The sequence below is a fragment of the Bradyrhizobium elkanii USDA 76 genome (assembly GCF_023278185.1).
Lineage (GTDB): Bacteria > Pseudomonadota > Alphaproteobacteria > Rhizobiales > Xanthobacteraceae > Bradyrhizobium > Bradyrhizobium elkanii.
This window is the reverse complement of the sequence record NZ_CP066357.1, coordinates 378,649-402,731: the sequence shown is the minus strand read 5'-3', so window position 1 is coordinate 402,731 and position 24,083 is coordinate 378,649. Positions and strand designations below refer to the sequence as shown.

Below are 24,083 nucleotides of genomic sequence, written 5' to 3'. Positions count from 1 at the left end.
CCTCGATAGACCCGCACCGGGAGCATCTGCGGATTTCACGGATCGTGAGCATCGATTTCGCGCGATCGTGAGCAGCCCGCTACGGCCGATGGGAGATAGAGTCAGTGTTCTGGTTGGCCGTCAAGGGTGATGGTTTTGGCGCTGCGTTTTCGCATGCTTTCTCCGGTGAGCTGGAGGCGGTGGCGTTGTGGACGAGGCGATCGAGAATGGCGTCGGCGACCGTGGGGTCCCCAATGGCTCCATGCCAGGTGTCCACGGGGAGCTGACTTGTGACGATGGTGGATGCGCGGCCATGGCGGTCCTCGAGGATTTCGAGCAGATCGCGGCGTTCCCAGAAGCTGAGCGCGGCCGAGGCTTTTGAGGAGCCGGGCGTAACGTCCGTCTCCGCGCGCGAGCGCGAGCGCCTCGAACAGCCTTGGAACGCGATGATAGAGGACTGATCGGTTGTCGCGGCAGGCCTTGTGGCCGAGCGCGCAGGCTAACCAACTTTTGCCCAGGCCGGTTGCCACCGGTGACGAGCAAATTCTCGTGGCGATCGATCCAGCGACCTTCGACGAGTTTGGCGAAAACGGCGGTCGATGCCCCCGCGGGTGCGCAGATCGACGTCCTCGACGCAAGCAGTCTGGCGCAGTGCGGCGATCTTGAGGCGCGTGGTGAGCCGCCTGGTGTCGCGTTCGGCGGCTTCGCGGTCGACCAACAGGCCGATGCGATCTTCGAACGGCAGGGCTTCGAGATCGGGCGATCGGCGCTGCTCCTCGAAGGCCTTGGCCATTCCGGTCAGGCCAAGCTCGATCAGCCGTTCGTGGGTTGGGTGGTTAAGCATGCCGGGTCTCTCCTTGCTTCAGTGGAAGTAGTCGCGTCCGCGGATGTTGCCGTGGCGCAGGGGCTGGTGCTCGAAAGATTCGTCGAAGAACGTGCGATCGAGGCCGTTCTGGAGGATCGATCTAATCGAGGGACGGAGCGCGCCTTGATGAGGATGCCCCTCCGGCAGGCTGCGTCGAGGCGTTCGGCGCCGTAGCTTTTGACGAGCGCCAGAATGCCAAGGCAGGTTCGAAAGCCTTGTTCTGGATGGGGCCGGGCGTCGATCACGGCCTGGAAAAACGCTGCTGTCGAAGGACCGATCCGCTCGCCGGCGGCGATCACCGCGGCGGGGGTCCATTTGCCGTAGCGGCGATGGGCGCTGGGCATGTGGTCGGCGATGGGTGTGTCCGCGTCGGTTGGGCGCGCGGGCATGGCTGGCGATCCGCTGGCCCTTGTGGAAGATCTCGACCGTCCGATCGTCGATACGGGCATCGACCAGCTCGCCAATCAGACGATACGGCGCGGAGTACCAATGGCCGTCGACCTCGACATGATAATCGGGAGCGAGGCGGCAGCGCTTCCAGCGCGAAGCCATAAGGCTGATCTGGCAGCGGGGTTAGCTTGGGTTTGTCGAGTTCGGCAAACAGTTCGGCGCGGCTTGAGCCGAAGCCACGCATTTGACGAGCATTGAGTTCGTCGACGAGTGTCTTGATGGCGGCGTTGAGCTCGGCCCGGGAAAAGAAGCACTGATTGCGCCGGGCCAGAATCCAGCGCTGGGCGATTTGCACCGCGACCTCGACTTCGCCTTGTCTTTTGGGCGCCGCGGCCGTGCGGCGAGAATGGCCGTGCCGTAATGGCTCGCCATCTCGGCATAAGTGCGATTGAGCCGGGATCGTAGCGGTCGGGTTGCTGACGGCGGCTTTGAGGTTGTCGCAGACCACGAACGTCGGCGTTCCGCTCAAAAACGTGAACAAGTTGACGTGGGCCCGGATCCAGTCGGCCAAGCTCTCGCTGGGGCAGGCCTCGGCGTAGGTGTAGTTCGAAGCGCCCATCGCCGCGACGAACAGCTTCATCGGCTGCACTTCCCCGGTCAGGGATCGACGATGTCGATGGTGTCGCCGGCGAAATCCACGAACACCTTCTCGCCGCCCAGATGAATCTGCCGCATCGAAGGTCGGACCCGCCCCTTCCAGGCCTCGTAGGTAGTGCAGAACCACGTGTACCCGAAACCGTCGGGATTAACGGCGCGATACTCCTCCCAGAGCAGGCGACGGGTTACGTTGCGCCGGCGGAGCTCTTTATCGATGTAGCTCCAGTCGGGCACCGGCCGCTGCGGGCTCTGAGACGCTGGTCGTGGGCCGGGAAAAGCAAAAGCTCCAGGTCTTCATCGGTCATTCCCTCCGGAAGCGGCCAGCTCAACCCAGCAGAGCGGGCGCGGCTCAGGTAGCTGTGCACAACGCCGTTGCTGACGCCCACGCTCCGCGCGATGGCCCGCTCTGGCAGGCCTTGAAAATGTTTTAACCGAAGGACTTCCTTGATCCGGCGCATCGACAATCTCTGGGTAGGCATTGGACTTCCTCGTTAACCACGAGGTCATCCCTAAGCCGGTTGAGTTGTCGGCCGAAGCGCTGCAAGGCTCCGAAAGCCTTGCTCACGATCCCGCGAAATCGTTGCTCACGATCGTCTGAAATCTCTGCTCACGATCCCCTGAAATCCGCGCTCACGATCCCCCGAAACGCGCATGGGGACCCGCCAAAATACCGGAACGCCTCTTCGTGGAGCTGCGCCCAGACTTGTTGGCTGGACTTCCAGACTACCCGCCGGAAGCTGCGCCGCGAGTAGCGTAGCGTCATCACGAACAGGCGGGGACGACGGTACCGCCCGTTCTTCGGATCAACCGTCGGCGCGCCCTCGCCATAGTCGACCTGAGCTTCCTCGCCGGGGAGGAACTCAAGACGATCAAACTGCTCAGGATCAGCGTGCCGCAACCGGCGCACAAACCGCTTGACACTCTGGTAGCTGGACGGAAAGCCAAATTGATCAACCAGGTCCTGGTAAATCGCCTGCGCGTTCCGCTTCAGCCGGACCTGTTCTTCGATCCACGTCCGATGCGCTTCGCAAGCCGAACGGGCCAGGCTGCTGGTAACCGTCGCTTCCGATGTCCAAAACGGTGGTCGGGGTGGAGGAATTTGGCCGTCCGCGCTCACCGAGCCGGTGGTCACTTCCCCGGGGGAATTTGCCTCCGCACCAGCCCGCAGCGCCTGATAACGCCGGATCGTCTTGCGATCGACACCCGTCAGCCGGTGAATCTCGCGCTGGCTGGTGTTGCGATCAAGTAATGTAAGTACGGTGCTTTGCAGATGTCGCTTCAAGACGTTCAACTCCCCGGCCCCTTGCTGGCTAAAGGGGTCGAACATAAACGTCCTGCCTGACCGGCTACTGCTGTTCAGCGGCGCTGACGGCGATCATCAGGTGGGGGAGTTTCAAGTGACCCATACCCGGGGGATTTTGACCGACCCACGGGGCGTTATCCGGTTCTTGTCCATCGGTCGCGGATTGCTCCACGCTTTCTTCAGACCCCGTCTTGCGACGACGCCCTTGCGCTTCGCTAACCCTTCGCCACCATCAGGCTGGGTAGAGGACTTCCACCTCCAAGCTGTCGTTCATACTCGGCACACAGAAAAGGGGCCGCGGGGCCCCTTGCCGGTTGCAATCTTACTCGTAATGAAACGCCAGCCCCGGCGAACCCAACCTAGAGTTTTCCACGCCTAGTGAAACCCCGATAAAATACGGTGTATGCGCAAATAGCCAATCGCAGGCCACACGGGGCGGGCGATCATCGGGCTACATTCTGCGGCGAGTCGGCGAGATCCTTTGAGCCCTCGATCGCCTTTAGGTTCGGTTTCGCCGATTCAAGCACGACCGGCAGCGCAAAAAGCATCGATCGCGTGATTGAATAGTTGTCCGTGAACAAGCCTCCAAGCACTTGATTGGGAGTCTGTTTTCCGCTTGTGCGGCATTTGAGATTGCAGGGGATTGAGGCTTCACAGCCCAAAACCCTGCAATTTCGATTTTGGATTTCCCTGCCGCTGCGAACCGTGATTCTGTGCTGCATCGGAGGCACCGATGCGACCAAAGAAGCACAGGACGACAGGCTCGAACGATCTGTTCCGGTCCCGGCTGGACCAGATCATCAACATGCGACACGAGCTGGTTCTGCTCGCCGGCAGGGTCGATTGGGACTGGATCGACGGCGAGATCGCGCCGCTCTACAGCGACAACGGTAGGCCGGGTATCGCGACCCGATTCATGATCGGATTGCTGCTGCTCAAGCACATCTACGGCCTGTCCGATGAGGGGGTGTGCGAGCGCTGGGTCCACGATCCGTACTTCCAGTTGCGCGTTTCGGGGGATCGTGAGCGCGGATTCAGGGGATCGTGAGCAGAGATTTCAGACGATCGTGAGCAACGATTTCGCGGGATCGTGAGCAAGGCTTTCGGAGCCTGCAGCGCTTCGGCCGACAACTCAACCGGCTTAGGGATGACCTCGTGGTTAACGAGGAAGTCCAATGCCTACCCAGAGATTGTCGATGCGCCGGATCAAGGAAGTCCTCGGTTAAAACATTTTCAAGGCCTGCCAGAGCGGGCCATCGCGCGGAGCGTGGGCGTCAGCAACGGCGTTGTGCACAGCTACCTGAGCCGCGCCCGCTCTGCTGGGTTGAGCTGGCCGCTTCCGGAGGGAATGACCGATGAAGACCTGGAGCTTTTGCTTTTCCCGGCCCCACGACCAGCGTCTCAGAGCCCGCAGCGGCCGGTGCCCGACTGGAGCTACATCGATAAAGAGCTCCGCCGGCGCAACGTAACCCGTCGCCTGCTCTGGGAGGAGTATCGCGCCGTTAATCCCGACGGTTTCGGGTACACGTGGTTCTGCACTACCTACGAGGCCTGGAAGGGCGGGTCCGACCTTCGATGCGGCAGATTCATCTGGGCGGCGAGAAGGTGTTCGTGGATTTCGCCGGCGACCATCGACATCGTCGATCCCCTGACCGGGGAAGTGCAGCCGATGAAGCTGTTCGTCGCGGCGATGGGCGCTTCGAAACTACACCTACGCCGAGGCCTGCCCCAGCGAGAGCTTGGCCGACTGGATCCGGGCCCACGTCAACTTGTTCACGTTTTTTGAGCGGAACGGCCGACGTTCGTGGTCTGCGACAACCTCAAAGCCGCCGTCAGCAACCCCGACCGCTACGATCCCGGCCTCAATCGCACTTATGGCCGAGATGGCGAGCCATTACGGCACGGCCATTCTCGCCGCACGGCCGCGGCGCCCAAAAAGACAAGGCGAAGGTCGAGGGTCGCGGTGCAAATCGCCCAGCGCTGGATTCTGGGCCCGGCTGCGCAATCAGTGCTTCTTTTCCCGGGCCGAGCTCAACGCCGCCATCAAGACACTCGTCGACGAACTCAATGCTCGTCAAATGCGTGGCTTCGGCTCAAGCCGCGCCGAACTGTTTGCCGAACTCGACAAACCCAAGCTAACCCGGGGTCGGAACAAGAGCTGTTCCTCCAGACACGCTAAGATCGAACGAAGTGGCGAACACTCGTGAGAGATCTGTAGAAGAACCGGCTGGCCGGTTGCATCCTTGCGGCTAGTTCTGAACCACTTGCCCATTGGAGATGAGTCCCTGTAGGGCAGCGGGAGATTGCGGGTGGGTAGAAGAAAGCTGATCAGTTCGAAGGAGACGACAACGCTCCTGGGGATCGCGGCGGACGAGCATCTTCCACCAGCGGCCAACGGATGCTTGTTGCCTTCGCCGTCAACTCCGATCGCGGCGACCAGCACGAGATCGTCGCCGAGATGCAGCCCGTCGATTTGGACCACCAGAAGGTCGAGCGCGGACAGATCGGCAGCCATGAAATCGGCCAGCCGCGCCGCCGACAGCGCTACGAACCTCCGCGAGGCCGCCCGACTTCGAACCCCCGATCGGGGCGGTGCCGGGCACGTCAACCCTCGGGCAGCCGGACAGCGCGGCCGAACCGGCGCGTCGACACATTGATCAGCATCAGGTTCATCGGCCCAGCGACCGAGCCAGTCCTCCTGCGCCGCCGTTTCCCAGCTCGGGATCGTGACCCTCGCGGCCGTCCACGCCCCCGAACCCGCGGGCGCTCGACTTCGATCTTGCCGCCGTGGAAACCAATCCCGTCCCCGCGTTCGGCCCCAACGGTGCGCCCGCCGCGCCGCATCGCGACCGTGGCGCGGTCCGCAGGCCGCCACAACATCCGCCTCCATCATCATGCCGAGCGCCTCGATCCCTGCCGCCAGGCCAGAACCGATCGAAGCTCGCCCGCACTTCCGCAAACGCCTCGTCCACAGCCCCGGTCGCCGGCCAACCAGCCGGTGTGATATCTCTCGTCATGGCGTTGCTCTCCTTTGTGGAATCAGCACCCCGAGCCTACCGGCTCAAGGTGGGCAACGCCGACCTCTTCAGAAATTCAACAGAACCCGGGACATCCCCGGCTCGTCCGGTTCAAGCCGTCAATGTCCTAAGATCGACAATTGGACAGCAGTATTTCCGCGTTCGGCGCGAAACGACGAGATCTTTCTTTAGGAAAGAGCTTGCAGAACGTCTTTGGCACGGCGATTGCTGCGACGGTGGGCGTCACATCACAATGGTCTGCACTCCGCCAAGAGTTCAGATCAACCCTGTTCGATTTATCCATGTCCCATGGCATGCTGATGCTGCCGCTTCCATGGCGCGCACCCGTCGCGAGGTCTCTCACATGCTCATGTCGCTTGGAGTTCTGGCGATGACTTGGCCACAACGGTGCCAAGGAGGAGGTGCTGCGCGCCACGTTCCAGGTGAGAGGTGCCGCGAGCCATTCGTGGCAGATCGAGCTGGCGAGCGTCAATCTACAGCTGAAGCGGGGCGATCCCGACGCCAGCAGGTGGGTGCGGACCTAGTTTTCTCAGGAGCTGACGGCGATGGAAGGATGTCAGTGTTGGCTTAGATAGGCAATTAGCTGATGCGCTGGCGTATCTCTAGTCATGTTCAGAGTTGGTGGCCAAGCGGTCGGGCGTATCACATGCCGCCAAGTTTAATCGCTAGTCGTCGCAGATCCTGTGCGGATTGTGGGGGCTTGGCCGGTCAATCGACCTGCCGTTGAAGTGGGGTGCCACGCTAGTGGCAGAGATAAGGCTTTATCATGGATGTGAAGCGCGATCGTCATGACCCAGAGCTATCGCCAAATTTTGGTGACGGCCGGGCCGGTCAGGCGGCGGCGGTTTTGGGCTCACGGTCAGCCGTGCTTGGCGATGACCTCAATCCCGTCGTTGAATGTCACACCGAGCACGAGTTTTGGCAACTGGTTGTGACCATCGAGGTCGACGCCAACTTTTCTGCGCGGCCTCGGCCAGTTTGAAGACCATCGCGAGCGCCGTCCTGTTGGACAGGCAACCCTTCGATCGGATCGTGCGGTGGCGCACGGTGGCGAAGGTGCTTCAATGGGATTGGTCGTCCGCAGGTGTTTCCAGTGCTCGGCGGGGAAGTCGTAGAAAGCCAGCAGCGTGTCCCGATCCTTGCCGAGGCAGTCGGCCGCCTTTTCGTATTTGGGTGTGTAGCTCTCGATGAAGGCGTCGAATGCCAGCTCGGCGGTGGCCTTGGACTCCGCCATCCAAATCTCCTGCAGCGCGCGTTTGGCTTTCGGCTGCTGGCTCTTTGGCAGCTTGGCGAGCACGTTGGTGGTCTTGTGCACCCAGCAGCGCTGCTCGCGCGTTGTCGGCCAGACCTCACCGGCGGCCTTCCAGAACCGAGCGCGCCGTCGGCAATGACGAGCCGCGGCGACACGTCGAGCCCACGCCGCTTCAGATCGAGCAGCAGATCGCGCCAATCGTGCGCGCTCTCGCGGGCGCCATCGGTGAAGCCGACCAGTTCCTTGCGGCCTTCCGGCGTCGCGCCGATCAGCACCAGGATGCACTGCTTCTCGTCCTCGAGGCGAGCTTCGAGATGGATGCCATCGGCCCAGATGTAGACATAGCGCCTGGCCGAAAGATCGCGCTTTTGCCACGCGGCGTACTCGTCGAGCCAGCCGTCCTTCAGGCGACCAACGGCGGATGCCGACAACCCGGCAGCATCCTTGCCGAGCAGCGCCGCCAGCGCCTCGGAGAAGTCGCCGGTCGAGATCCCCTTCAAATAGAGGATCGGCAGCAGCGTCTCGATCGACTTCGACCGCCGCATGTAGGGCGGCACGACCGATGGCGAGAACCGGATACGGTCGGGATCGGCGGCGGCCTCGCGATCGCGCACACGCGGCTGGCGGACGGAGACTGGACCGATCCCGGTCATCACCTCGCGCTCCGGCAGGTGACCGTGGCGGACCACACGCTGCTGGCCGTCCTCGGTCTTCACATCGGCATGCTTGCCGAGAAAGTCCGCGACCTCGGCCTCGACCGCCTGCGCCAACAGAGCGCGGGCCCCGTTACGCAAGATTTCGGTGAGTTGGTCGTCGAACACTCCTGGCTGAATCAGCTTGGTGACGTTATCGTTGGACACGGCATATCGCTCCTTCGGTGGAGAAGTGGAGGCGTCAAGCACCCCCACGATATGCCGCCTTCCCGATTCCCGCCGTCACCAACTTTCAGCGATAGCTCCATGACCCATGTGGGTTGGCATTGTTGAGCAGCGAAGCAGGCGATTTGGATGAGCAGAGACCCCTAGTGTCACCAATCGGTTCTACGGTCTTTGTTGGTGGCGGTACGTTAGCCATTGGGTGCGCTCAGCTAGCAATGGAGATGGGGCACGTCATCCGCGTGGCGCTGTGTGTCGACGCCATATTCCGCGATTGGGCTGCTCGCGCTAATATCTTGTGTGTCGCGAGCGTTGAAGAGCTCTCGATAGTGCTCAACACCGAGTCAGTGGAGTGGGTGTTTTCCGTCGCCAACCCATTCGTATTGCCACCGGATGTGATGAGTCTCGTACGACGAGGCGCTTTCAACTATCATGACGGTCCATTACCGCGGTATGCTGGAGTTCATGCGACGTCTTGGGCGCTGCTGGCCCAAGAGACCGAATATGCCATCACGTGGCATCGTATCGATGATGGTGTTGATACGGGGGACCTGGTTGTTCAGCGCCAAGTCTTGATTGCGCCCATCGACACGGCGTTAACTCTGAACCTCAAATGTTATGAGGCTGCAGTCGAGAGCTTCCGCGAGCTTTTAACCGGTCTAGCGAATGGGGCGTTAAGTAGCTGGCCGCAGGCGCTGGCGGACAGAAGTTACTTTCCGAGACGTCGACGTCCAGATGCGGCAGGCTGTCTGCGATGGGGTCGCTCCGCGCAAGATCTGTCAGCGACGACACGCGCCTTAGATTTCGGGCTGTATCATTTCAATCCGTTATGTCTGTCTAAGGCTCTTGTGGGCGATGACGTTGTCGCAGTCAGGTGCTTGGAGGTGTCGTCTGGCCGCTCGGGCTTTTCAGCGGGCTCCCTGGTTGAAGTCGACCCCGGCCATTGGCGGGTGGCGACGGGTACAAATGACGTTTATGTCTTCTTTGGCAGTTTAGGTGCTGAAGTTTTGGACGCGCAGACACTCGCGCGGCGCTGCGATCTTTATGTAGGCGATCGCCTCCCGATCTTGAGCGATGACGAGGCGCGGAGCATAACCGTTGCGCACGAAATGCTGGCGCCTCGGGAGGATTTTTGGCGACAGCGGCTTCAGCAGTTCAAAATGTCGCAGCTTCCTTTTCTGTCGTCTTCAGAGGCTATGGCTTCGCCCAGATGGCAGTCGAGTTCCCGACTCATTCCAATTGCTTTGGCCGAGTTGTCGGCAGTTGATCGCACTGAACACTTGCTGAGTGCTTGGCTGATATATCTCGCCCGCATCACTGGTGAATCAGAGCTTCAATTGGGATGGACTCCCGCGCCGAGCGGATCGCGAGCCGGGTTGAAATCGTCGATGGAGATGCTTGTTGCCTCTGTCGTGCCCATGCAAGTTACCATTGATCTTGATCGTGATTTTGCAGAGGTGCACAGGGCAATCGCCTTCGAATGCGCTCAGCTGAGGGAGAACGATAGCTTTGCGCGGGATCTTATCGTGCGCTGCCCGACGTTGCGGGGTATGGGGGCGCTACGGTCGCGCCGACCTTGGCCGATGGGCGTTACTGTTACGGAAAACAGCTGTTGCGCTGCGGATGATCTAGCTTCGAGCCCGACTTCTGAAACGGTCCTATCCGGCGATCTCTTGACGTTTGAGGTTTGCGCTCTGGATGGCAGCTTCCGATGGCACTTTGATGCAGGTCGCTTGGCTCCAAGGCAGGTCGACCGCCTGACGGAGCATTTGCAAAATTTGTTGTTTGCTGTGATGGCCGATGCGCAACAAGCGGTGGGGCGGATTGATCTGCTGTCGACTGCTGAGCGCGCGTATCTGTTGGAGGAGCTGAACCGGACGGCGGCGCCGTATCCTGAGCAGCAGTGCATCCATGAGCTGTTCGAGGAGCAGGTGCGCAAGGCGCCGGAGGCGGTGGCGGTGGTCTTCGAGGACGAGCGCCTGAGCTACGGCGAGCTCAATGCGCGGGCCAACCGGCTGGCGCATCACCTGATCGGGCTCGGGGTCAGGCCGGACCAGCCGGTGGCGATCTGCCTGGAACGCAGCCCGGCGATGGTGGTGGGGCTGTTGGCGATCCTCAAGGCGGGTGGCGCCTACCTGCCGCTGGATCCGGCCTATCCGTCGGCGCGGCTGCGCCAGGTGCTCGACGATGCCGCGCCGCAGCTGCTGCTGGCCGATGCGGCGGGACGATCGGCGCTTGGCTGCGATGCGCTGGGGGATGTGACGGTGGTCGATCTCGAGACGGCGACACCGGCCTGGGCCGAGCTGCCGGCCTCGAACCCCGACCCGCGTGCCCTCGGCCTGAGCTCACGCCATCTCGCCTATGTGATCTACACCTCAGGCTCAACAGGCACCCCAAAGGGCGTCATGGTCGAGCATCGGGGATTGGTCAATCTTGTAGCATGGCATGTGCAAACGTTTTGTCCGCAACCAGAAACCAGCTGTGCACTCACAGCTGGAATGGCATTCGATGCCAGCACTTGGGAGCTATGGTCTGCGTTGTACAACCGCAGCACATTGCTGCTCCCGCCCAGAGCACCGGCCGGAGATTCTCTACTTCTGCTGAAGTGGTGGCGTGATCAATCGCTGGGAGTTGGCTTTTTGATCACGCCGCTGGCCACGATCGTGTTGGAAGATAAGCTGGTAAATTCCACATTGAAGTACTTGCTTATTGGCGGTGATCGTCTCCAACGTGTGCCTGCGCCTCTACCAGCGGGTCTAAAGCTAATAAACAACTATGGGCCTACGGAAGCTACGGTCGTAGCGACCTCGGGACGGCTCTTCGTCGAAGACGTAGTGCCGCATATCGGCCGTCCGATTGCCAACACGCGAGTGTATCTGCTGGACGGTCATGGTGCGCCGGTTCCGTTTGGGGCGGTGGGGGAGCTTTACATTGGCGGGGCGGGAGTTGCGCGGGGCTATCTGAACCGGCCCGCGCTGACGGCGGAGCGGTTCATCGCCAGCCCCTTTGTGGAGGGCGACCGGCTGTACCGGACCGGGGATCTTGCGCGGTACTTGCCGGACGGCAATCTGGAGTTCCTGGGCCGCAACGACGAGCAGGTGAAGATCCGCGGCTTCCGGATCGAGCCCGGGGAGATTGCGGCGCGGCTTTGCGAGCACCCGTTGGTGCGCGAGGCGGTGGTGGTGGCGCAACAGGATGGCGCCGGCGACAAGCATCTTGTGGCCTATCTGGTGTGCGCGCCCGAGGCCGGCTCGGACGAGGAAGATGGAAGCACGTTGGCCGGCGCCTTGCGCGCGCATGTGAGTGCGCGGCTGCCGGACTACATGGTGCCCTCGGCGTTCGTGCGGCTATCGGGGCTGCCGCTGACGGTGAACGGCAAGCTCGACCGCAAGGCGCTGCCGGCGCCGGAAGATGATGCGTATGCGCGTCGGACGTACGAGCCGCCGCGGGGCGAGATCGAGACGGCGCTGGCCGAGATCTGGGCCGAGCTTCTGGGGCTCGAGCGGGTCGGGCGCCACGACAATTTCTTCGAACTCGGCGGACACTCGCTGCTGGCGGTGCAGTTGCTCAGTCGCGCAGTCGATCTCGGGATCAAGTTCAGCGCCGCCGACCTCTTCCAAGCCCCCGCTCTAAAGGAACTTGCATCGAACGTTCATTTGGAATCTCAGCCCAGCAGGTCGGGACTGATTTGTGTTCGAGAAACCGGATCGCAGCCGCCGCTGTTCTTTGTTCCCACAGGTTTGGGCGATTGCTCCTATATAGCCAGTTTGGCGCAAGAAATGGATGTCGACTGTCCTGTCTACGGTTTGCCATGGCCGCAATTCAGTGCAGCTCAATTTCCAACTGTTCAAGAGATCGCCTCGCAAGCTAGCATGGCGATTCGCGAGATCCAGCCGCGAGGTCCATATCGGTTCTCTGGATACTCATCAGGAGGAATCTTGGCTTATGCAATTGCGCAGCAGCTACTAAAGCTCAACGAAGCTGTTTCCTTCATCGGCCTAATTGACGTTGTTTTATTTGCAAATGCATCAAGGACATCACCCACCCAAATGATACAAGAAGTACTGCTGGAATCTCTCGAATTAGATGACGAGAAGTTCGAAATCCTCGACCGCTTCGCTGGACAAAATTCAATTTCCCGACTGCTTGAAAAGGCTCAGAGAATTGGGGCGATCCCTCTGGATCGTGATCTCCGCAATGACATTCTGACGTATGAAAGGGCCACGCAGTTCCAACGGGCGCTGGCCTTGTATCAAGTTCCGTCCCTTCCGGTTGAGATACACCGTAAGCGGAGCTTTTCTCCCATTTGATTGATTGGTTTCGCTTCGGCTTTCGCTCTGCGATTCTTGGCTGGTCAGAGAGCCAAGAGGAGACTGAAGGCGATGGAACAATCGGGGGAGGAAGCCGAAGCTGATGGCTTTGTAGGGAAGCTTACGCGCCGGACGCGTTCTGGAGGCCGGTTATGGTCTGCGGAGATCAAGGGGCGCGCTGTTTTCGAGAGCATGAAGCCCGACGCCCGGGTATGTGATGTCGCACGGCGTTATGGTGTGAAGGCCCAGCAGTTGACGAGGTGGCGCAGATTGGCGCGTGCTGGCCGGCTCGCATTGGTCACGGACGACGCGGCGGATTTCGTGTCGATCGAGCTGAGCGATCCAGTGGCGTCAGGCAAGAGCGAGGGGCCCGTCGAGATTACGATTGGCAAGGTTTCGGTCCGCCTGGATGCGGACGTGTCGGCGGTGCGGATCGCGGAGATCGTGACTGCGATCGAGCGCGGCGCATGATCATTCCGGCGCAGGGACTGCGGATTGTGCTTGCTGTGCGTCCTGTTGACTTCCGGTGCGGGCACGACGCGCTGGCCGGTCTTGTGCAAAACACGCTTGGGCTCGATCCGCATTCGGGCCTGATCGTGGTTTTTCGTTCGAAGCGCGCCGACCGGCTGAAGATTTTGCTATGGGACGGCACGGGCCTCGTTTTGGTCTACAAGCGCCTTGGCCGCGATGGTCGTTTCGAGTGGCCGCAGATCAGCGACGGCGTCATGCATCTGACGCGCGTGCAGTTCGAAGCGCTGTTTGAAGGGCTGAACTGGAAGCGAGTGGGCGAACGGATTGTCGCGACGCCAGCTGCGGCGAACTGACTCAGACCCGACAACCTGTTTCGCGCGGGGCTTTGGGATGATAGCTTGCGGATGTGCCGCCGTCCCCCATTGATCCCGCCCGTCTTGCAGCGCTGCCCGCCGATTTGCGCGCGCTCTTCCGCGCGCAGGAAGCGATGATTGAAGCCGAGCGTCGTCGCGCAGACGATGAATGCTCGGCGCGCCTTCATGTCGAGAGTGAACTGGCTGCGTCCAAAGAGAGCGTCGAACGCCTCGAACTGCTCGTGAAGGAGTACGAGCGCGCACGTTTCGGTAAACGCTCGGAGAAGTTCAATCCCGATCAGATGCAACTGGTTCTCGAGGACATCGAGATTGCCATCGCCGAAGTCCAGGAACGCCAGGACGATCGTGCGCGCCGCGCCGGCACGGCGCCGTCCAGCCGCCGGACCAGGCGCGCTGCCCGTGCCTTTCCCGCGCACCTGCCGCGCATCGAGCAGGTGATCGAACCCGAGAACCTCGAGTGTCCCTGCGGCTGCGGCCGGATGGTCCAGATCGGCGAGGATCGCTCCCGCCGTCTCGATGTCATGGCCGCCCAGTATCGTGTGATCGAGACGGTGCGACCGCGCTACGCCTGCGCAAAGGGCTGCACCGGTGTTGCTCAGGCGCCGGCGCCCGCCCATCTCGTGGAGGGTGGCATCCCCACCGAGGCGCTGCTGGCGCAGGTGGCGGTCGCCAAGTTCAGCGAGCACATGCCACTCTATCGTCAGTCGCAGGTTCTGGCTCGGCATGGCATCTTCATCGATCGCGCCGTTCTGGCAGACTGGATGGGAACGGTCGCCTTCCACCTCGCGCCGCTGGTCGAGCGCATGAGCGTCGTGATGAAGCAATCGGGCCGCTTGTTCATAGACGAGACCAGGGCGCCTGTGCTCGATCCGGGCCGGGGCCGAACGAAGACCGGCTATCTGTGGGCTGTCCTGCGCGACGATCGCGGCCACGGCGGCGCTGATCCACCAATCGTGGTCTACCACTACGCGCCAGGACGCGGTGGTGACCATGCTGAGCGCATCCTCGAGGGCTTCGACGGCATCCTTCAGGTCGACGGATACCAGGGCTATCATCGGCTCGCACGGCCCAAGCGCAAAGGCGGCGTGCCGCTGCGGCTGGCCGCATGTTGGTCCCACTCAAGGCGCAAGATCATCGCAGCGACTCCGAAAGCCGGCTCACCCATCGCCGAAGCCGTTCTCGCGCGCATCGCCGCACTCTATGCGATCGAGAAGGAGATCCGTGGCGCCGACGCCCCGGCTCGGCAAACGACCCGTAACGAGCGATCACGGCCGCTCGTCGCTGAACTCGAGAGGTTTCTGCGCGAGCAAGCCGCTCGCCTGTCGCCTGTCGCCGGGCAGCGAGATGGGCAAGGCGATCGCCTATCTCCTGAACCATTGGGATGGCCTCACCTTGTTTCTCGACGATGGTTGCGTTGAGATGGACACCAATCCCGTCGAAAATCAAATCAGGCCGCTGACTCTGACGCGTAAAAATAGTTTATTTGCTGGTCACGACGAAGGTGGTCGTTCATGGGCGCGCATAGCTTCGCTCATCGCCACCTGCAAAATCAACAGCGTGGAGCCCTACGTCTGGATGAAAGCGACGCTCAAAGCGATCGCAACCGGTCACCCGCAGTCCCGGATCGACGAGCTCCTGCCCTGGTCGTTCGGCCGCACCTCGTAATTCTCCGTCGTTGCCGCCTCCATACCCCCCGCCAACGATTTGCAAACACGTTGATCAACAGACTGCAATCCCCACGCCAAACCTTTGCGAATGGGACGCGAACGTCGCTTACGTCTGGCCTTCGACTTCCAGCTCCATCAATCGCTGGGCGGCAAAGCCGATCATCTCGCGCAACAGATCGGCATCAGGGGTCTTCTCCACGAGCGTGCGGAGGTTCATCATCTCATCGGTCACCGGTGGTTCCTCGAATCAGGTTGGTGTCAGCAACCCGACCCTACCGGCGAACTGCCGGTGACCACCGCAAAGCCGCCCGCCCGCTACGGCGCTATTGGGGGGCGCGCGTCCGGGCGGCTTTGCTCTACCGAGCTACACCACATCCGGGGACACGACCGAGCTCGGATCGAAAAGTCGTCGAATATCCGTCGAATAAGCGCTGACGAAACTTGCCGCACTCATTCATTGAATCCGATCACTGAGCTCTCTTGATAGCTGAATAATCCAACCCGACGCGCGAAGCAGATCGCGGCGAGCTCGTCTGCCCGCAATTGTGCGAGAAGTCGTAGATGGTAATTCGGGGCAACGCACGCAGAGTTGAGTCTTGCTGAATCAGTCTGCGGCTCGGGCAACCATAAGGTGATCGAGGGCAACTCGCTGCTCCGAAGATAGAGGCACCGACGCTGCGGCAAAGTTCGCATTCAGTTGCTCTACCGAAGTAGCGCCTGGAATGACCCGGATGTTGGGTGACCTCCCCAGCAGCCATGCGAGGGCGACTGTAGCTGGCCTGACCAAGTGAGCAGCCGCTATGTCCCAAAGCGGATCGAGAGCAAGGCTGAGCTCGGCCAGACGTGTCGGTTCGAAGCGGGGGTCCTTGTTACGATAGTCGGTCGGCGAACGCTTTGCTTCCACGTCGGGTATCCGCGCGAGGATGCCCCGCCCAAGTGGTGAGTAGCACACGAAATCGGTGCCTGTGCCGTTCAGATAGGCAAGTAGTCCCTGCTCGGGCTGCCGCTGGATAAGGGAGTATTCGTTTTGAACGAAAGATATCCGGTGTATTGCGGACGCTCGCTGCACCGTTTCTATATCGGTAGCAGACAGGCCAAGCTCAAGCACTTTCCCTTCTTTCACGAGGTCCGACATCGTGCCGACGACCTCTTCGACCGGAATGTTTGGGTCAGGGCGATGCTGATAGAGGACGTCAATGTAGTCGCGCCGCAGTCGGCGCAGCGACCCTTCCACGGCTGAACGAATCGATTGCGGACGGGAATCCAATCCTGCGATCTTGCCGGCTTCGAGCCGATATCCGAATTTCGTGGCTATCTCGACACGGGTGCGACGGGAGCCAAGCGCATCAGCTAATAGCTCTTCGTTGACAAACGGACCGTAGAGCTCGGCCGTGTCGAAATGGGTGACACCCATGTCGAATGCGTGGCGGATGATATCAATGGCAACATCGCGGGCGATATGGCCGTAAATGCCAGTCAGTGCCATGCACCCCAAACCGCGCAACGGCACGCTTTCAAGATATTTGACCCGGCGATTTTTCAGATTGCGTTGCGGATCGGTACAAAATTCGAGGGGCTAATGTGAGCGCGACGGGCGGTGCGCCGGGACAAGCACGAGCAGACCCGCTCGGCCTCATTCTGCTCTGGAGAACGTGACGACATACATAAAAAGAGAGGCCGCCTGCGTTGCCACAAGCGGCCCAAGTCTAGGGAGGAAACGCCCAAGGAGGGCAGCGATAGCGAGAGCGCTACCGCATACCCTAGCTAAGACGATCGCGATCAGCGGCTCAATTGCACGTAGGTAAACGTCGGGCATCTAAAGGGGTCACGGACCTATACGAAGGTTTATGGCAGAGCCGACCACTTCCGCACTAGTACCCGGAATCAGAGCTGAGTGATACGGCGGCCTTTGAAACGGCGTTGACGGACCTTTTTCTTGGTCCAGACGAAGGGCTCGGCTCTGTCGTTGTATGCGTTGACGTAGGCATCGATGTGTTCCTGAAGCTGCTTGAGGCTCGTGAAGGAGGTGCCGCTGAGCGACTGCCCCTGCAAGATGGAAAACCATACTTCGACCTGATTGAGCCATGACGCACTTGTCGGCGTGAAATGAAATTGCACGTTGGGGTGGGCCTTGAGCCAGTCCTCGTTCTTTTTATGGGTGTTGAGGTTGTCGAGGATGACGTGAAGCTTGCGGTTCGGAAAAGTCGCGGTGACGCTGTTCATGAAATCGAGAAACTCGACGCGGCGCCGGCGTTTTGAATGGGTCGCGATGATCTTTCCGGTGGCGACTTCGAGCGCCGCAAACAATGTTGTGGTGCCATGCCGCTTGTAATCGTGGCTTTGGCCGGTCAAGGCGCGGCCATTGGGCAACTTCAGATAACCCTGCGCTCGCTCCAAAGCCTGGATCGAGGGCTTCTCGTCCACGCACAGCACAATGGCCTTCGCCGGCGGCGCGACATAGAGGCCGACAACATCGGCGGCTTTGGCCGTAAAGTTCGGGTCGTTGCTCTCGCACCAGGACTTGCGAGCCACCAGGTCAATCTTGTGGCTGCGCAGGAACCGCCAGACATATTGGACATCGACATCGCCCAGCGCCTCGGCCAGCAGGGGGCCGGTCCAGCGCGCAAACCCTTGCGGTGGCGGCTTATCCAGCAGCTTCAGAATCCGCTTGTCGGTCGTCTTCGTATAGATCGGCTGCTTGCCAGGCCGCGGCTTGTCTTGCAGCCCTTCAAGGCCATGGTCGGCATAGCGATGCCGCCAAAGGCTGACAATCCGCGGCTGGACCCCAACTTCCTTGGCGATCGACCGGGTGCTGCGCCCATCCGCCGCCAACAGAACTATCCGCGCCCGCTTCAAATCGCGCTGCAACGTCACCGGTGAGCGACAGCACGCCTCAAGCACCTTGCGATCTTTCCTCGAAAGGTGGACTTCTCTTGCTTCGGGTATCATCCCGACCTTGAATCACGACTCACGTTCCAAGAAAAGTGGGTACTAGGTGTAGGCCGTCACTGCCTGCGCATTACGTCGAGCATCGAGTACGGCATCGCCCTCGACCTCGATGCGTGGTGGTGACCGTCATTGGATATGCGCGGAGACGAAAGCGCACAGTAGCGATTTGTCGCACGCGACCGTCCTTCTGATGAATTAACATTAGGGAAGAGACCGGCCTGACGGAGATCAGCGCTATGGGGTCCCTTGAAGCACTCGCCATCGTCGTTGTTTTTGTTCTGGTGGCAGTGGTCGTGACCACGCTCGTGCAAACCCGGAAACGATAGCAGCTTGATCCGCCGCTTTTGGGACGTGGTCGCCTCCGTTGTGCCCGGCGCGTTATCCACCGCAAGCTGTAGCGGCTTGCCGACGCTCTACCTCCGGGCGATGCTCGCGCGATGGGCACCAAATCACGCGAGACCATTTACGGTGGGTCGGTCCGGGCAGCGGCAGAACGGGCGACCGAAGCGCGGAAGGAGGCCGACCGGCTCGCCGTTGCGGCGTGGAACGCGCGCATGCTCGGTTTCCAGGGGCCCGCGCAACCGTCGCCCACGCTCGGCGATGCGCTTAATGCCGGTTACCGCTACCTCGAAGTGCGCTGCCTTGGCTGCGACACGCACCAGACCGTCGCCCTTGGACATCGTGCGGCGACCGAAGGCGACGCCGGTTCATGAACTGGAGCGCTACATGCGGTGCAAGGACTGCTCGGAGGTGCGCGGCTACAGGAACCCGAACCGACGTGATATATCGACGGTCGTAACACAAAGGATGTCCTGAGCGTTCGAAGCTTTTTGTCCGTCGTCAGATAATTTGAGACTGGTCAGGCTTTTTGAGAAGGGAGGCTCTGGTTCATCAGGGTTAGAGTTTAAGCGACCTGCAGTTGATGCTGCAAGCGGCGGTTCGCGATGGTGTCGCGCTTGATGCGGTTTCGTTCTGCGAGGATCGCCTCAGCCCTGCCGAAGTAGACATCGGCTGGCGTGAGGTTGTCGATGCTCTCATGATAGCGGACGTGATTATAGTGTTCGACGAAGGCTCCTACTTGACGCTCGAGATCACCGGGTAGGTAATAGTTGTCGAGCAGGATGCGGTTCTTCAGCGTCTGATGCCAGCGCTCGATCTTTCCCTGGGTCTGAGGATGGTACGGAGCGCCGCGCACATGCTGCATGCCCTTCTGGTCGAGCCACTCGGCCAGATCATCCGCCACGTAACTCGAACCATTGTCGCTGAGAAGCCTTGGCCAGTGCGCGACGGCGCCGTCGTCTTGTCCTCGAACTCGTTCGCGGCCTCGATCACCACATAGGCCGGGCTGGTGATGAGGTCATGCGCCTTCAGCAGCCGATAGATCGACGCCTCGGATACAAAGTACTTTCGTTCGTCGGTGAACCGCACGGCCAGCTCGCGTGGCGACAGCTCAGGTAACTCCAGCGCCAGGTCGATGATCTGGCCCCGCACATCGTCCGGGATGCGGTTCCAGACCCGGTCTGGTCGAGACCGATGATCGGCCAGCGCCTCAACGCCTCCCTCGCGGTAGCGATCATACCAGCGATAGAATGTGGCGCGCGGGATCCCGAGCTTGTCCAGTGTGCGCTTGGCCGGAAGGTGCGATTGCTCGACCAAATGGATGATCTCGGCCTTCTCTGAGGCGGGATACCTCATGCCTCGTCCTCCCCATCTCCGTTCATACTTGTTTGAACAGACGGTTCTCCAGGGGCAGATCGGCGACGGCCTCCTTCAAGGCGGCGGCCTCCCGGCGGAGGTCCTTCACCTCGCCGGAGGTCGTAGCTCGTGCCGTGTCGCCGGCCAGGCGGCGCTTGCCGGCCTCGAGAACTCCTTGGACCAGCCGTAGTACACATCGAGGCGGCAATGCCTTCTCGGCGACAAAGCTCGGAGATGTTCTCCTCGCCGCGCAATCCTTCCAGCACGATGCGGATCTTCTCTTCCGCCGAATACTGCCGGCGGTTCTGGCGCCGAATGTCCTTTCGCACTTGGTCTGCCGACGCTTTGCCCGGTCCGGATTTCTGTTTCATCTTCGCTGCTGGTGGCTACGATGAACCAGAAATCCTTCCAGGGCTGCGTCCTTACGGACACGCGAAAGGAGTTCTGGGGTAAGCCGGTCCGTGGCTGCGCCGCGGACCGGCTACAAAATGCCTTTACAAGAGCTCCTCGTGAGAGCTCAGGGGGGGGCAGGACCATTTCTGCTCATCCGGGTTCCAAACACACCAAGGCTGACCGCCGACAGCGGCGCACGCATCTTCGAAAGTCAGTTCGGTTACGCCATAATCTGAGATATCCATAGTTGTTTCCTTTCCTACAAGGCGTCAGCTGCCGCTGCCGCAACGCAGAGAATTCAAATCGCGTGCCACGCAGCGGAGTGGCGATAGAGGCGCCAAACAGGCCTTTTTTGCCGGAGCGTATGTGAAAAGCGCGGCGGTCTCTTCGTGCCAACGTCGTCTGCTGGACATTCATGTCGCGGCGCGTATCCAGCATTCCCTTTCGTTGTGCCGACGCGCATTCCGATGTCGGCTTTCCCTCGCCGTCCCTAATTCATCTTCCGCTCGAGCCACTTCTTGATGCTGTCGCCGGCGCGTGTAGTCAGGCCAAGCCTGTTCTTTCCGGCCGTCGAGCGGTTCTTTAGTTTCAGGCAGAGCCATGCCGCAAAGTTTCTTGCCGACTTGAACCCGCGCGCATCCACGACCTTGATCGACAGCAGCTCGCAACGATCGAATCGACCCCCGAGATAGCCGGCAGCCGTTCACTCATCTCTTTACTCCGGCGGAGTTGCATGAGCTACTTGCCGACCTTTGCGATCTGGTCCTCGACGTGCGCCAGTTCTGCTGCCAGAGCGTCCACCCAGCTGCTTTGTAAAGTCGGAGACTTTGCGTCGGCCTGAATGTCGATCAGCAACCGCGAAAGCCCCTTAGGCGCGGCAAAGCCGTATTCCGCGGCGTAGCCGCGGATTGAATTGGCAAACCGGGTCCGCCTGCCGATGAACTGGTTGCGCACACGCTCCAACATTTGTGCGCCCTTGCTCGGGACTTTTGATGGGCACAAAGTTCTTACGCAGTTTCGGCCGGCTTGCCGCACGCAAATATATTGCGATCGGCATCATCGCCACTTCATGCCGGTTTGATTGCAATTCCCACGCCTAACAATGCGATGCCCGCAGGCCTCCAGAGCCACAAGCGCACGCGGCAGCGCTTGAAGAACTTCTAAACCAGCCCGCGGCTCAATTTAAGCCGCAAAACCGGCTGCTCGTTCCCATCAACGCCATGCAGCTGAAACACACTCTGGACGTATGCAAACCGACGCGAACAATCGCTTTTATGCGCCCCGACGCGTCGCACTCTGCGCCGTTCTTTGCCCAAGCCTGCCAAGCGATTTGGATTTGATCGCTCAGCTCGCCCCGCTGCTTCTTTGATGATACCGAAAGCGACCTAGTGGGGCCGCGGCGACATCCGCATTGCCGCGATGCCGAATGAACCTCTCGCGCAGCCAACCCTGAAGGCCATGGAGTCGTTTCGGGGCGTTCAGGCGACTTGAACGTTTCACCCCGCCCGCCACCACGTAGTCTTTCACCGAGATGGCTGCAGCCCAGCTGCCGCGGAATCCGCTTCAGAGCCAGCCGCACGCCCTCAGGCGCAACACGTCCGCCACGTCATCCGGCGTCTTCATCACCTGCCCCCCGTGGATCAATCCACGAGGAGCCTTCCGTGATTCGTTCCTCGTTCATTCGCTCTCTCCTCAGCTATCCAAGAAGGGGCAATTGCTCGTGACGCTGAGGGGGCATGACCTTTTGCCCCTAAGTGTTATCAAGTCCTGAGTTCGCCCCGGCTGTTGGATTTGCCCAGGTTGGGCGGTGGTAGCGACGTGAGCTGGCGGATAGCTCGAAGGCTTCCTGAAGCATGCCGTGTTCGCCCTGTTCGATTTGTCGCATTTGCAACCACAATGATGTTCGGGCGGTCTGCCGCACATTTGCTGTTTAGCATCATAAAAGCAAGGAGAGCGTTTTCTGCCGTTCCTGAGCAGTTGGCACGAGACTTGAAGTTGCTACGGGGTCGGCAGCAGTTGCTGGTCGACCACACTCACGGCTATTGAAAAGGAAACAACATGAGAAGCTATATGTCAGCTTCCGGAATTGACTCCTGAAGAAGCATGGGCAACTGCGGGAAGGAAGGTATCGCTCGGACGTGGCGCGGTTGCGGTTGGGAGGTTCGTCCCATTGAGGGCGGTGGTTGCAGCATCATTCCAATTCCTTGCCCTGAGGAGCCTAGCCCTTAATTGCAAAAGTGTCTGCAGCCTGCCTGCGGCGCCAGGCAGGCTCTTCTTCATGCCGCCCCGCGAAAGTTTCGCGCCGGACGAAAGGTCTTTGGGCGCGCCGCGGTTGAACGTTTGAGAAATTCCGTTCAACGGCTCTGTCGCGGGCGCAACGATAAGACTTCACCGGCGTGCGGGGGCTCTCAGCTGAGTGGCAGGATCGAATGCAAATCAAATACAAAGCGGCTGCTCTGGATTTGTTGTGGAGCAATCGCATGATCGCTCCACACCTCTTTTCGGGTAATCAACGAAATTGGCCGAGCAGCACCAGCGAGTGTTCCACATCTGACAAGGAGATAACAATGAAAGTCGATACGTTAGTTGGCTACCCTTAGGTGTGAAGGACAATAGCTGGCGCACCTTCCCCGTGCGTCGCTCAATCCTGATGAGTCGTTTGGCACTGCCAATCGTCGTAATCCGTGACAGGGCTGCTATGGCTGATGTAATGCTGCCTCCGGAGACGGTCTGCTACACTGCAGAGAGCATCCTATCGCGAGAATCAGGACGATCTTTGGCGATCTACAAGATAATTGTGTTGTCTGTCGTTGCGACGTTTGTGTCGCTGCCAGTCATCACCGTGACGCTGTCTGCTCAAAGTGCCGGTACCATTCGTCCCACAATCGAGAAAACTCCTCTGATAGCACCCGTCTCCGGACGAATTTCTCGTGTTCTTGCCGTCGAGAACGATCTCGTTGCACAAGGACGAGAGATCCTAGCTCTCGACGATGTGGTCATTAAGGAAAAGATCGGTGCGCTTACAGGCGAAATCCGTCTGAAGCGCGATCGTGCCAGCGACCTCCAGGCCCTGATCTCTTCCGGCGCACAGTCCGACGCCCCAGTCCGCCTCCGCTCGGAGTTCGCCACGGCCGAGCGCCTGCATTTTCTCAACCTGTTGCGGGAGAACCAATATGCCCGCAGCAACGCCGCGGCAGAACTCGAGCGCGCTCAGCGACTCGTCGCGGTTGCTGCAGCGCCCACCAAGGCGGTTGAAGAAAAGGCTTTCGCGTTGCAGAGCCTCGAGGTGAAGGGCGAGATCCTCGTCCGGAGCAAATCCGCCGAATGGAATCAGCAGCTCTTCGATACAAACCTCCGCCTTCAGGAACTCACCGCCAGCTTGCACCAACTTGAGAACGAACGCGACTTGACCCAGATTCGCGCTCCCGTGTCCGGCGCACTCGAGCAATTCAACGGCGTCACCCCAGGCAGCTACGTCCAGGCGGGGCAAACTGTCGGTTGGGTCTCGCCCGACGGCGAACTGGTGGCGGATATCTACGTTTCGCCCAAAGACATCGGCTTCGTGCAGCCTGGCCAGGCGGTGAGGCTCCAGGTCGATGCCTTCAACTACAATCAATGGGGGATGATTGACGCGACAGTGCTAGACGTCGCGCAGGACTTTACCCTGCAGGAGAAGAGCCCGGTCTTCAAGGTTCGCTGCGCGCTTTCTCGCAGTTACCTCGAGCTCACAAATGGCATCATTGGTCATCTGAAGAAAGGCATGACGGTGAGAGCCCGTTTTCTCGTGGCGGAGCGCACTCTGCTGCAACTTCTCTACAATGAGATTGACGATTGGCTCAACCCGGTCCTAGCGGCTCGTTAATTA

Annotated in this window: 8 protein-coding genes and 11 pseudogenes; 8 read left to right on the top strand and 11 right to left on the bottom strand. The window is 60.5% G+C overall.

Features of this window, described 5'->3' with window-relative positions; translation table 11 throughout:
- Window positions 1-101 precede the first annotated feature (101 nt).
- The 3 pseudogenes from istB to JEY66_RS45005 all read right to left on the bottom strand — a co-directional run.
- Window positions 102-823, bottom strand: a pseudogene (gene istB, locus JEY66_RS45015) (IS21-like element helper ATPase IstB).
- Between the two features lie 18 nt (window positions 824-841).
- Window positions 842-2,370: pseudogene (gene istA / locus JEY66_RS45010) on the bottom strand (IS21 family transposase).
- Between the two features lie 173 nt (window positions 2,371-2,543).
- A pseudogene (locus tag JEY66_RS45005) lies at window positions 2,544-3,218 on the bottom strand (transposase); the annotation flags it as partial.
- 709 nt (window positions 3,219-3,927) lie between these two features.
- On the opposite strand from JEY66_RS45005, the pseudogene JEY66_RS45000 reads away from it, so the two are divergent.
- A pseudogene (locus JEY66_RS45000) lies at window positions 3,928-4,197 on the top strand (transposase); the annotation flags it as partial.
- A gap of 172 nt (window positions 4,198-4,369) precedes the next feature.
- Window positions 4,370-5,335: pseudogene (gene istA, locus JEY66_RS44995) on the top strand (IS21 family transposase); the annotation flags it as partial.
- 248 nt (window positions 5,336-5,583) lie between these two features.
- On the opposite strand, the pseudogene JEY66_RS44990 reads toward istA (JEY66_RS44995), so the two are convergent.
- Both JEY66_RS44990 and JEY66_RS44985 read right to left on the bottom strand, forming a co-directional pair.
- Window positions 5,584-6,211: pseudogene (locus JEY66_RS44990) on the bottom strand (IS256 family transposase); the annotation flags it as partial.
- 852 nt (window positions 6,212-7,063) lie between these two features.
- Window positions 7,064-8,344 (bottom strand): annotated as a pseudogene (locus JEY66_RS44985) (IS256 family transposase).
- A 239-nt stretch (window positions 8,345-8,583) separates the two neighbouring features.
- On the opposite strand from JEY66_RS44985, the gene JEY66_RS44980 reads away from it, so the two are divergent.
- From JEY66_RS44980 to tnpC, 4 genes and pseudogenes are all read left to right on the top strand, one after another.
- A complete protein-coding gene (locus JEY66_RS44980; RefSeq protein ID WP_198390678.1) occupies window positions 8,584-12,669 on the top strand; it encodes an amino acid adenylation domain-containing protein in 4,086 nt (1,361 codons plus the stop codon).
- Window positions 12,670-12,741: 72 nt separating this feature from the next.
- Window positions 12,742-13,140: a transposase gene (locus tag JEY66_RS44975; RefSeq protein ID WP_026193420.1), complete on the top strand. Its 399-nt coding sequence runs from the start codon at window positions 12,742-12,744 to the stop codon at window positions 13,138-13,140.
- Entirely contained in the window at window positions 13,137-13,493 is a 357-nt protein-coding gene (gene tnpB / locus JEY66_RS44970; RefSeq protein WP_011090953.1) for an IS66 family insertion sequence element accessory protein TnpB, read from the top strand. The genes JEY66_RS44975 and tnpB overlap by 4 nt, the downstream gene beginning before the upstream one ends.
- A 134-nt stretch (window positions 13,494-13,627) precedes the next feature.
- A pseudogene (gene tnpC, locus JEY66_RS44965) lies at window positions 13,628-15,179 on the top strand (IS66 family transposase).
- 111 nt (window positions 15,180-15,290) lie between these two features.
- Here the strand turns inward: tnpC and JEY66_RS45260 are convergent.
- The 3 genes and pseudogenes from JEY66_RS45260 to JEY66_RS44955 all read right to left on the bottom strand — a co-directional run.
- Window positions 15,291-15,413 (bottom strand): annotated as a pseudogene (locus JEY66_RS45260) (IS256 family transposase); the annotation flags it as partial.
- Window positions 15,414-15,785: 372 nt separating this feature from the next.
- A complete protein-coding gene (locus tag JEY66_RS44960; protein WP_018273895.1) occupies window positions 15,786-16,667 on the bottom strand; it encodes an aldo/keto reductase in 882 nt (293 codons plus the stop codon).
- A gap of 398 nt (window positions 16,668-17,065) precedes the next feature.
- A complete protein-coding gene (locus JEY66_RS44955) occupies window positions 17,066-18,130 on the bottom strand; it encodes an IS630-like element ISRj1 family transposase (RefSeq protein ID WP_011084514.1) in 1,065 nt (354 codons plus the stop codon).
- A 437-nt stretch (window positions 18,131-18,567) separates the two neighbouring features.
- Here JEY66_RS44955 and JEY66_RS44950 point away from each other — a divergent pair.
- Window positions 18,568-18,892 (top strand): annotated as a pseudogene (locus JEY66_RS44950) (hypothetical protein); the annotation flags it as partial.
- 142 nt (window positions 18,893-19,034) lie between these two features.
- Here the strand turns inward: JEY66_RS44950 and JEY66_RS44945 are convergent.
- The 3 genes and pseudogenes from JEY66_RS44945 to JEY66_RS44940 form a co-directional block, all read right to left on the bottom strand.
- Window positions 19,035-20,196 (bottom strand): annotated as a pseudogene (locus tag JEY66_RS44945) (transposase).
- 512 nt (window positions 20,197-20,708) lie between these two features.
- A complete protein-coding gene (locus JEY66_RS45690; RefSeq protein WP_018273892.1) occupies window positions 20,709-20,861 on the bottom strand; it encodes a transposase in 153 nt (50 codons plus the stop codon).
- A gap of 95 nt (window positions 20,862-20,956) precedes the next feature.
- Window positions 20,957-21,172: a hypothetical protein gene (locus tag JEY66_RS44940; protein WP_129557537.1), complete on the bottom strand. Its 216-nt coding sequence runs from the start codon at window positions 21,170-21,172 to the stop codon at window positions 20,957-20,959.
- 1,822 nt (window positions 21,173-22,994) lie between these two features.
- Here JEY66_RS44940 and JEY66_RS44930 point away from each other — a divergent pair.
- Complete coding sequence (locus tag JEY66_RS44930) at window positions 22,995-24,080, top strand: HlyD family secretion protein (RefSeq protein ID WP_018273889.1); 1,086 nt, start codon at window positions 22,995-22,997, stop codon at window positions 24,078-24,080.
- Window positions 24,081-24,083: the final 3 nt, after the last annotated feature.